Annotated in this window: 10 protein-coding genes; 8 read left to right on the forward strand and 2 right to left on the reverse strand. The window is 45.3% G+C overall.

Features of this window, described 5'->3' with window-relative positions:
- Positions 1-76 precede the first annotated feature (76 nt).
- On the reverse strand, positions 77-358 hold the full coding sequence (locus KI655_RS05400) for a YeaC family protein (protein ID WP_255230293.1): 282 nt from the start codon (positions 356-358) through the stop codon (positions 77-79).
- Positions 359-462: 104 nt separating this feature from the next.
- On the opposite strand from KI655_RS05400, the gene KI655_RS05405 reads away from it, so the two are divergent.
- On the forward strand, positions 463-1272 hold the full coding sequence (locus KI655_RS05405) for a DUF2989 domain-containing protein (RefSeq protein ID WP_285402449.1): 810 nt from the start codon (positions 463-465) through the stop codon (positions 1270-1272).
- A gap of 210 nt (positions 1273-1482) precedes the next feature.
- Here the strand turns inward: KI655_RS05405 and msrB are convergent, their stop codons facing one another.
- On the reverse strand, positions 1483-1881 hold the full coding sequence (msrB, locus tag KI655_RS05410) for a peptide-methionine (R)-S-oxide reductase MsrB (protein WP_285402451.1): 399 nt from the start codon (positions 1879-1881) through the stop codon (positions 1483-1485).
- 358 nt (positions 1882-2239) lie between these two features.
- Between msrB and gap the strand changes: the two genes are divergently transcribed.
- The 7 genes from gap to KI655_RS05445 all read left to right on the forward strand — a co-directional run bounded on the left by gap (position 2240) and on the right by KI655_RS05445 (position 11103).
- Positions 2240-3235, forward strand: a complete 996-nt coding sequence (gene gap, locus KI655_RS05415) for a type I glyceraldehyde-3-phosphate dehydrogenase (RefSeq protein ID WP_004740660.1) — start codon at positions 2240-2242, stop codon at positions 3233-3235.
- Between the two features lie 226 nt (positions 3236-3461).
- Positions 3462-4346, forward strand: coding sequence for a D-hexose-6-phosphate mutarotase (locus tag KI655_RS05420; protein WP_285402453.1), 885 nt, complete (start codon positions 3462-3464; stop codon positions 4344-4346).
- A gap of 234 nt (positions 4347-4580) precedes the next feature.
- Entirely contained in the window at positions 4581-6617 is a 2037-nt protein-coding gene (locus KI655_RS05425) for a methyl-accepting chemotaxis protein (protein ID WP_285402455.1), read from the forward strand.
- Between the two features lie 99 nt (positions 6618-6716).
- Positions 6717-7532 carry a 23S rRNA (guanine(745)-N(1))-methyltransferase gene (gene rlmA, locus KI655_RS05430; protein ID WP_285402457.1) on the forward strand — a complete coding sequence of 272 codons (816 nt, stop codon included), beginning with the start codon at positions 6717-6719 and terminating at the stop codon, positions 7530-7532.
- Positions 7533-7607: 75 nt separating this feature from the next.
- Positions 7608-8564, forward strand: a complete 957-nt coding sequence (locus tag KI655_RS05435) for a ChaN family lipoprotein (protein WP_285402459.1) — start codon at positions 7608-7610, stop codon at positions 8562-8564.
- 169 nt (positions 8565-8733) lie between these two features.
- On the forward strand, positions 8734-9087 hold the full coding sequence (locus tag KI655_RS05440) for a hypothetical protein (protein ID WP_285402461.1): 354 nt from the start codon (positions 8734-8736) through the stop codon (positions 9085-9087).
- A gap of 129 nt (positions 9088-9216) precedes the next feature.
- Entirely contained in the window at positions 9217-11103 is a 1887-nt protein-coding gene (locus tag KI655_RS05445; protein ID WP_285402463.1) for a BCCT family transporter, read from the forward strand.
- Positions 11104-11342 lie beyond the last annotated feature (239 nt).

Genomic DNA, 11342 nt, shown 5'->3' on the forward strand with positions numbered 1-11342 from the left:
CCATAAAAAGGGGCGGCTCAATGCCACCCCTTTTTACTATCAATCTTGAACTATGTGATATTGTCGCAAGTATGAGTTAGTGATTAGGATTTACTCTAACAATATCTTCTTGATCTGAAGTAAATTGTTTCTTAAGTTCTGCTTTCGACTTAAAGCTGATGTCACCACCGGCTGCAACCGTCATATGCTGAGCATCAACATTATGCTTCGATTGGTAAAGCATCACAGCTTGCATACACGAGTCGCGTTGCTCTTGAGTTAATGCTGTACCCTCGGGCCACTTTCCCGTCTCTACTGCGTACGTTAGTCGCTCATAGACCTCTGGGGTCATTGCGTTAAGAAGTTGTTCTGCATCCATGGTAAAGCCTTAGTGTTAACAATTTTTACCAGAAAATAACCTGTCGTAGAATGGAGTCAAGCGGAGCACTGGAAATAAGTGTATTCGATCACAAGTGAAGGTATATGAGAATTTTTAAATGGCTATTAGCCGCGGTTCCTTTGGCGCTGACTGGGTGCTTTGAGGGCAATAAAAACACCGAACAACTGTGCGAAGCAAACTCAGAACTGCGTTGTGCTGATCTCAATATGAATGATGGCCAGTGCCGCGTAGCTCGTACGGATCTCATTTGGCATCGATTCGATGTATTAAAGCAACCAACCGAACACAATAAGATTGTTGAGTACGGTTTGGTGGCGGAATACAAAAAATGTCTAGAGCTCGCCTCTCAGATAGAAACCATTGACCAAACCATGCTCAAGCAACGCCGCTTCTCAGCACTGATGCACAGTATTGAAGAAGAAGAACGTATCGTAAAAGATCTGCTTGGTTCAAATGAACCTGAGACCCTCTATTTCCTGTGGTCACAAACGGGCAATATTGAAGCGCGTCGCAGTTTCCTTCAATTGGAGGGCAGTGATGCTCTCAATACCGCTGAGCTGCAATACGCTCTAGCCACCTTCTATACAACGCGAGATCACGAGAAAACTGTTAAGTTACTCAACAACGCTCTCACGCTGTCCAACGGCTCAACTGTTAACACCGAGATTTTTAAATCTCTCGCAAGCATCAATCACAGCCTTGGGAATATGGAAAAAGCCTATTTATGGGCGATGGTTGCTAAGCAGTTCAATGTACCAATAGCATCAGAGTCCGAACTCAAAGTGCTGTATCACTTCCCAAATGAAGTCTATGAGAAGCTGCAAGACGATGCCGATTACGTTGTAGAAGCAATTGAAGATGGACGCTACCAGCCTTCATTGGTTTCTAACTAAGGACAGTTTCTAATTAAGAGACGGTTGCTAATTAAGCGACGCACACTCGCTTTTTATCTATGGCAAACACCTGGCATCTAGAACAAACAAAAACAGCTACCCTTTATTGGTAGCTGTTTTTTATTGCGCTAAGAGAAGCGATTCGCATTTCGTCGATTTGCTTCAATACGACCATCACCTCATATGAAAGGTTTTGACAATAGAACGGGCTTATTCTGTAGTTTTGTCATTTTTGTTGAAAATTAACGACACAGAATTTACACAAAAGCGTTCACCTGTGGTTTTCGGACCATCAGGAAAAACGTGACCTAGGTGGCTATCACAGGCCGCACAGCGGATCTCGACACGTTTCATACCGTGACTTAGATCTTCTAAATAGCGGATTGCCTTATCATTTATAGGGGCGTCAAAGCTTGGCCAGCCACAGCCAGAGTCGTATTTATTCTCAGACACAAACAACGGGGCTTCACAACAGGTACAGCTGTAGACCCCTGTCTTATGGTTGTGCAACAATTTTCCTGTAAAAGGAGGCTCTGTTCCACGAAGACGACACACCTCATACTCTTCTTCGGTTAGGCGTTCACGCCAGTATTCATCGGGCTTCGTCATATTTTCTCCCCTTTGATTCACGTTAATATCTCTCCACATTCTCTTTTATTATATTTACTTTTTTCCATAAATACTTGCATCTAGCGGGATTTGTAGCACATACTTTCTCACCGAGATACATTGTACATATACACTCATAAGTGAATCGTCATTTAGAGGTATTTTACCCAACTGGAGGGGTACAGAACCACTAGCAATGGTCAAATTTCAACCACTTACACTCAATTGTTAAGAAAAGCGTCGCTTTTTTTTGACATTAAACAAGTTAAGTCGGATTATCTATTGCAGATTTATACTGGATTCTGTAATTTTACTACCAGTTATCTTTAATCAGAAATTAAGTTGTGGAGCAACTACAATGACTATCAAAGTAGGTATTAACGGTTTTGGCCGTATCGGTCGTTTCGTATTTCGTGCATCTGTTGAGCGCGCTGACATCGAAGTAGTAGGTATTAACGACCTTATCGACGTAGAGTACATGGCATACATGCTTAAGTACGATTCAACTCACGGTCGTTTCAACGGTACTGTTGAAGTTAAAGACGGTAACCTAATCGTTAACGGTAAAACAGTTCGCGTAACTGCTGAGCGTAACCCAACTGACCTTAAGTGGGACGAAATCGGTGTTGACGTTGTAGCTGAAGCAACTGGTATCTTCCTAACTGACGAAACTGCTCGTCAGCACATCACTGCTGGTGCGAAGAAAGTTGTTCTAACTGGTCCTTCTAAAGACGCAACCCCAATGTTCGTTATGGGCGTTAACCAAGACACTTACGCTGGTCAAGACATCGTTTCTAACGCTTCTTGTACTACTAACTGTCTTGCACCTATCGCTAAAGTTCTTAACGACAAGTGGGGCATCGAGTCTGGTCTAATGACTACAGTTCACGCTACTACAGCAACTCAAAAAACTGTAGATGGTCCTTCTGCTAAAGACTGGCGCGGTGGCCGTGGTGCTTCTCAAAACATCATCCCATCTTCAACTGGTGCTGCTAAAGCTGTAGGCGTTGTTCTTCCAGAACTAAACGGCCTTCTAACTGGTATGGCTTTCCGTGTACCAACTGCTAACGTTTCTGTAGTTGACCTAACTGTTAACCTAAAAGAAGCTGCATCTTACGAAGCAATCTGTGCTGCTATGAAAGAAGCTTCTGAAGGCGAAATGGCTGGCGTTCTAGGTTACACTGAAGACCAAGTTGTTTCTCAAGACTTCATCGGCGAAGTTAACACTTCAGTATTCGATGCTAAAGCTGGTGTTGCTCTAACTGACAAATTCGTTAAAGTTGTATCTTGGTACGACAACGAAATCGGTTACTCAAACAAAGTTCTAGACCTAATTGCTCACATCTCTAAGTAATTTCTTAGGATGCGCAGTTAGCGTATGAATTTTAAAAGGCGGCTCTCGAGTCGCCTTTTTTGTATCTGCTATTTTTGAATCACAACCACACTGATAAAAATGATGTTTAACAAGCGGCACGTTTATCAGGTAAGAGATTCAATTCAAATACGAGAGCTCCCCTGCTCTTAACCTGAGTTTTGTCATCTCATATTTGAATTCAATTTCCCTCAAGAAGGATTATGTAATGGATTTATCAACTCTCCCTGCCGTAGCAGTTCTTTCTGACAATGTGACGATTGTAGAGCACGACGGCGTAAAGCTGGTTCGCGTTATCCACGACAAAGCAAACGCTGCGATCTCTCTGTTTGGTGCGCACGTGGTGTCTTACCAGCCACAAGGGCAAGAAGACCTAATCTGGATGAGCCAACAAGCTAAATTTGACGGTAAAACTGCATTGCGTGGTGGCATCCCTGTTTGTTGGCCTTGGTTTGGTCGTATTGCAGCACCTGCACATGGCTTTGCACGCAACAGCGAATGGCAGTTGATTGAACACCGCGAGAGTGAAGCAGGCGTCATCGTAAGCCTAGGTTTAAAGACCAATGAAAATACGCTGGCAGTATGGCCACACCAGTTCGATGCACACCTAAATGTCGAGATTGGTGATGAACTAAAAGTCACTCTGGATGTTAAGAACACCGACAGCCAAGCTTGGAAGTGTTCTGGAGCACTACACACATACCTCAATGTTGGCGATATTCACCAAGCCAAGACGACAGGTATGGGCCCTGAGTACATTGATAGCCTTCAAGGCGGCAAAGTGTGCCAAGGTGGCGAAGAGCTTGTTCTGACAGACACGATTGACCGCGTCTACACTCAGCCAGAAGCGATCATTTCTGTTGCTGACGCCAAGCTAGCGCGTACTCTGACGGTAGAAAACCACGGCCACAACAGTGCTGTACTTTGGAACCCGTGGGCAGAGGGCGCTGCAGGTATGGGCGACATGCAAGATGATGGCTACCTGACTATGCTGTGTGTTGAGTCAACACTTCATGCTCAAAGCATTGAACAAGGTAAAGAGCTACAGCCTGGTGAAAGTCACCAACTGATCACAACGATCTCTGCGAAATAATTCGCATCGGCTCTCAGAGTTAAACAAACAACTCGACCACATAACCTCTTCAAGGCCGGACTTCCCGGCCTTTTTTGTAATTAAATCCATTTGCCTCCGGTCAACTCTCCAACAACCATCTGTTTTCCATTCTTTTTTGATAATTAAATTAATAAATATCAATTTATTTCGTTATATAAATAAATAGAATGCATTGGTTACATTTATATAATTAAACAATAGTAAAGGCACGACATGTGGAATAAATATAAAAATCAAAGTGTGGGATTCCAGTTAAAGCTGGTTACTACGCTGTGTCTACTCATCGCTTTTTCCAGTATTGCTGCACTGGTTTATCAAAATGCATCAAGTGTACTTTTAGATAGCACACTCAAAGAGCATCAATCTAAAATCGAATCTATGGCTAAAACCATCGAAGGTCAGTTTAATGCTTACCTTCATACCGCAGAAGTTCTCGAATCTACGTTTCGTAATGGCTACCTAGCGGGTGTATACGTTGAAAACTACACCGTTGATTTTCATGGACATCAAGTGCCGAACATTACCCAGTACAGCGAGAGTCTTATTGGTGATACCAAACTGGTCGATAGCTTTACCCGTGACACTGGCGCAGTGGCGACTCTGTTTGCACCTCTAGGCAACCAGTTCATTCGAGTAGCGACCTCTTTGAAAAACCCACAGGGTGATCGAGTCGTTGGCACGACATTAGACCAAAGCCACCCGGGGTATCAAAAGTTGATGAGCGGTCAACCGTATTACGCTCAAATCAAGCTTTATGGTGAACGTTACATCACCTATTACGCACCGTTAAAAAATGCACAAGGTAAAGTCAACGGCATCACCTTTATCGGCCTACCGGTCGAGCGTGCAACTCAAGACCTGTTTACAGCACTTAAAAATGTAACTTGGGGTGACTCAGGCTACACCATAATAGTCGACAATAACCCAGATCATTTGGGTCACTACTTACTTCACCCAAGCCACACAGAAAGCGACCCTTCAATTATTGAGGTACAAGACTACGAAGGTAACAAACCCTTCTATCAGCTGTTTGAACAAGCTAGTGGCCTCATCAAGTACCCATATGAGTACCAAGGAAACATAGGTGAAAAATATCTGGTATACACCGAAGTAGCGGGTTGGAACTGGAAACTACTAGGCGGCACCTTCATCACTGAGGTCACCAAAGGCAGTCAAGCTCTGCTCAAACTAATTGCAATTGTGTCACTGGTTGTTGGCTCTATCACATTCTTAATTTTGACCCTGTTTTTGAACAAAACCCTCAACCCACTGGCTACTTTGAGCCAGTACATGAATCGCTTAGCAAAAGGCGAAGTCAGTATTGATATTCCACGCACTAACACATCGACTCGTAACGAGATCGTCAACTTGAGTAATGGGTTATCTAACATGGCTCACCAACTCAATAATTTAGTCGGCGAAATCCGCGGTGCCAGTGATCAGGTCGAGAGCAACTCCACCAGCGTAGCCAGTGATGCATCGCTCAACCTCAATCAATCTGAACGCCAACAAGAGCAAGTTGAGCAAGTGGTCACAGCTATTGAAGAGATGGCGTCATCAGCACAGTCTGTAGCACAGCAAGTTGAAAGCATCGCTGAAAACGTACGTTCAGCAAACTCTGACGGTCAATCTGGTCTAGAAATAGTAGAGAATGTCTGCATTGATGTGGCTCAGCTCAACGACCAACTCGATCAATCGGCAGCTGCGATCGAAAAAGTAAACACTGACAGCGAGAGCATTCAAACCGTTACTAAGATGATTGATGAGATTGCCGAGCAAACTAACCTGCTGGCTCTCAATGCTGCAATTGAGGCTGCTCGTGCTGGCGAACAAGGTCGAGGTTTTGCTGTGGTTGCTGATGAAGTGAGAACCTTGGCGCATCGCACACAAACGTCTGTAAAAGATGTGGTCAACATTATTACGGTTCTGAAGAGCTCAACCGACAACGCTGTGCGCATGATGAACGAGAGCCAAACAAGTGCGAATTCTGTATTAGACAAAGCACAGGAAGCGGGTACCGCATTAGAGTCGATTGCTGATCAGATCCATTCCATCGCTTCTCAAGCTGATGCTATTGCTGCGACTTCTGAAGAGCAAGCACATGTAACACAAGAGATCGCCGCCAATGCGCACTCAATCAGCGAACTCAACCAAGAGAGTCGCAATACCAGCGCCCAAACCTCGCAAAGTGCCACAGCGCTGCAACAACAAGCCCGGGAGTTGAAGAAGCAGGTCGACTTCTTCCATTAAGCCCTATCAAGAGCCGTATTCCACGGCTCTTTTTATTTCGCCTAGTGTGACATTTTTGGTAAACTCGCCCCCCACTTTACTAGCCGCACAGAGAGCGTCATGAACTACCAGTGCCCTTTATGTCACCAATCTCTAAATCAAGTTGACCGAACTTTTAAGTGTGAGAACAACCATCAGTTTGACCTTGCCAAAGAAGGTTACGTCAATTTGATGCCCGCTCATCACAAGCGTTCAAAAGATCCAGGTGACAATAAAGAGATGATGCAAGCGCGTCGCCGATTCCTAGAGGGCGACCATTACAACCCGATGCGCCAAGCTGTTGTGGATCTGTGCGAACAAGTGTTGCCTACAGCAACTCCAACCCTACTCGATATCGGTTGTGGTGAAGGCTATTACACCAATGAAATCGCTGAGCGACTGACACAACGTGAACCAAGCATCTACGGCCTAGATATCTCCAAGGTAGCTATCCGTTATGCGGCTAAGCGTTACCCTGCGGTTGATTTCTCTGTCGCTTCGAGCCACAGGCTTCCTTTTGCAAGTAACAGCTTAGACGCGATTCTACGCATCTATGCGCCATGCAAAGCAGAAGAGTTGCAACGTACTCTAAAAGATCAAGGTGTGGTGATCACCGTGACACCAGCGGGTCGTCACCTGTATCAATTGCGTGATGAGATTTACGATGGTGTTAGGCTGCACGACGAAACACCTGAAGTCATCGAAGGATTTACCCTAGAGAGCCAACAGCATCTAAACTACATGATGGAGCTTTCTGGTTCAGACGCCTTTGACCTGCTTCAAATGACCCCTTTTGCTTGGAAAGCGAGCGAGTCATTTAAGCAGCAGTTACTGCAGAGCGAAAGCTACCAGTGCGAGGCCGATTTCCTTCTAAGAGTCTACCGTAAACAAAGCTAGTTGATATTAATTATCGTTTGCATTGAATTCTCTTTGAGCCTCATTTAGTATGCTTACTCTTCAAGGAGGCATTCAATGCAACGTATTATTCTTATTGGCTTAACCGCCCTTCTCACCGCTTGTGCAAACGAGCCGTCTCAGCTGACTCAGACCGACAACAACACGGCCTTATCTCCTGTTACTACCTTTTACGATTACCAGTTTGCCTCTGCAGACGGGCAGCCTATTGCACTCAATCAACTGCCTAGCACACTAGTCGATGCCGATGTGGTGTTGATTGGTGAGTGGCATACACATTCTGCGGTACACCGATTCCAGACAGACTTTCTCAAAGCGCGTTTAGCCGAGACTAAAAACGTCGCCCTTTCGATGGAGCAATTTACCCGTCAGCACCAAGATGTTGTTGATGAGTACTTGGCGGGTGAAATTGGCGAGCAGGTTTTAATGTCTGACGCCGCCGCGTGGCCAAACTACGAGAGTGATTACCGACCTTTGGTTGAGCTGGCAAAATCACAAAACATCGACATCATCGCAGCCAACGCGCCTAAGCCTTTTGTGCAGTGTATTGGCCGCAATGGTATTGATTATTTAGACAAGCTGACACCAGAAGAGCGCCAGTGGGTTGCAGCCGACGTGAATACTAGCGACAGTTCATACAAAGAGAAGTTTATGGCTTCTATGCATCACGGTACGCCAGAGCAAACAGAAAAACAGTTTGCAGCGCAAGTCACTTGGGATGAAACCATGGCTGAGTCGATTGTGAACTATCTTGAGAGCCAACCAGACTCACAGGTGGTGCACGTGGCCGGTAAGTTCCACACCGAGCAAGGTCTAGGCACGGCGGCTTCAATTTTACGTCGTAACCCAGAGCTCAACGTTGTTGTTATCACACCGGTTGAAGCAATCAGTGACACTGGCGAAGATTACCAACTGCAGGTTCTTGCTCCACCAACACGCTATGTTAAGCAAGAAAATCGCATGAAGGCATATAAAAAACTCTCACACCGTGGCAAAGGGTTAGAGTGTAAATAAACCAAGCGAATTATAACCTTTAAGCGACTTAATTTAGTATCGGCACAACTATTGCTTATTAATTAGGCAAGCCTGTATAGAGCAAGAAAACATCACCACGGTGATTAATTACACAAGTTTTTCACTGCTCGGCCGATACTCTATTTAAGGTGCAACTACGGAGAGTGTTATGACGCCTGTTACCAACAATACTGCTCAAACTTATAGCCCAGCAAAGATTCAGCCTACAAAAGCTGCTTCTGAAACTTCAGAGCCTGCGCCACTTAAGGTCGAGCAAAATACGGTTAAGTTGTCTGACGAAGGCAAAGCACTTCTAGTCGCCCTGCAACAGATCGACAAAGAGGCAAAGAAAGTCGAAGCTGAGAATGAGACCGTTGGCGATAAAGTGGAATCCTTTGCCCATGGAGCACTCGGGATGGATCACCCAGATAAGATCGAAGAAGAAGACGATGGCTCATATTCTGCGGGGCAATACTTGTCCGCAGCGGTAACAATAGGCGGCATATTGCTTGCGTTGGTCTAAGACCCTTAAGACACCACCAGCATAAACTCGCATCACTTTACAGATTTATCGTTACGACAACATTCCTGATTTGTTCTAAAAATCGACTTCACTCCATAATTCTGGTCTCATTATTATGGAATAAAGCTCGTGAAAAACTCCTTTGCGCTTATTGATAAGCCTACCTTTTTCGGTGCTATTGCACTGCTACTCACGATAGTGTTACCGTTGATCATGTTCCCTGCTCAAGGGGCAGAATGGATTGCGATCGCGAAAACCTTCATGACCGACAAACTCGGTTTTCTTTACCTAACCCTTGGATTAGCAGCTTGTGCGTTCATGGTCTATGTCGTGTTCAGCGACATGGGTCAGATCAAGCTAGGCGAAGCTGACGAAGCACCAGAATTTGCAACAGCATCTTGGGCTGCCATGCTATTTTGTGGTGGTATCGGTGCCAGTATTCTTTACTGGGGCTGTATTGAGTGGGCGTACTACTATCAATCACCGCCGTTCCAACTAGAGCCGGGCAGCGAAGAAGCGGTGCGTTGGGCAGCAACCTATGGTTTGTTCCACTGGGGCCCAATTGCATGGTCGATCTACTTGATCCCAGCGTTGCCTATCGCGTATTTCTTTTACGTACGTAAGCAGCCAGTTCTAAAGATCTCAAGTGCATTAATGCCTGTTCTTGGTGAGCACCGCAGTAAAGGCACACCGGGTAAAATCGTTGATGTTCTATTTATCTTCGGCCTCTTGGGCGGCGCAGCAACCACGCTTGGTCTAGCGGCTCCTCTGATTACTGAAGGTTTGAACCACCTATTCGGTCTTCCTAAAAACACGTTAACACAAGCGGGTGTGCTGCTGGTCTGTACGGCGATTTTTGCGTACTCTTCTTATGCAGGCCTAGAGAAAGGCATCAAGATCCTAAGTAACATCAACTTCTGGGGTGCGATGGGTCTACTGGCATTTGTGCTTGTTGCAGGGCCTACCATCTTCATGTTGGAAACCGGTCTAGATTCTATTGGTCGCTTACTCTCTAACTTCTTCGTGATGGCGACTTGGGCGGAACCTTTTGGTGGTTACGGCACATTTGAAAATACCCATTTCCCACAAGACTGGACTATCTTCTACTGGGCTTGGTGGCTGGTGTTTGCGCCGAGTATGGGTCTGTTCATTGCGCGTATTTCTCGTGGCCGTACGATTAAACAGATGGTTACAGGTTCTATTTTCTTTGGCTCATTAGGCTGTTTCCTATTCTTCATGATTTTGGGTAACTATGGCCTATCCTTGCAGTTATCTGGCGAACTAGATGTGGTTGCGGTACTGAATGAACATGGCGCAACCAAAGCTATTTTCTCTATGCTTGATCAACTGCCGATGAGTACATTGGTGATCGCCGTATTCACGCTGCTGTGTGTCATCTTTACAGCGACCACATTCGACTCAATTTCATACATCTTGGCATCGGTAGTACAGAACAATGTGACTGAAGAGCCAATGCGTTGGAACCGTATGTTCTGGGCATTCACGCTCTCTTTCCTACCAACGATTCTGATGTTCTTGGGTGGCTTAAGTACACTGCAAACTGCAGCCATCGTCGGTGGCCTACCACTGCTCGGCATTTCTATGATGCTAATGATTTCAGCAGTGCGAGCAACCAGTCTCGACTTGCGCCATCAAGACGATTACATCGAGCCTACGATCAATATCGAAGAACTGCCAGATATGGACCCTTGGTCCGCAGAAGGTATGGCTCTGGCTCAATTTGAACGAGTTAAAGATGCGGCACAAGACGCAGCTGAGCTAGAACGCTCTGCCTACAAAGCGTTAGCGGATGTGAAGAAAGAAATTCGAGCATATGTTCTTGAACAAGGCTCTCAAATGGAAACGCATGAATTGCCCGAAGAACTGCAGCAAGCACTGGAGCTTGCAGAAAGTAACCTGAGTGCCGCTCAAGCGAAGAAAGTTGAGTTGTCTGAACAAGCACAAAAAGCTCGTATTGCGTTCAATCAGGTGGTTGCAGAACTACCACTTAATTGACATTAGCCATGACGATGTCCACTTGCTTGGACCCTCCTAACTAAGCAAAAGGCTCACAGAAATGTGAGCCTTTTTTTCAATCTTTACTCGCGGCGATGTAAAACTAAGAGCGATTTGGACGACAATACGATGTGTGGACATTAATGGGACTTAGTGTGTGTTTTTATCTATAAGTTTTTGATATTTATAGGTAATAAGTTAAGTGAATGATAAGATCACATCATCAACCATCCGAATCG

This window comes from Vibrio sp. D404a, from assembly GCF_030248535.1.
Classification (GTDB): Bacteria; Pseudomonadota; Gammaproteobacteria; order Enterobacterales; family Vibrionaceae; genus Vibrio.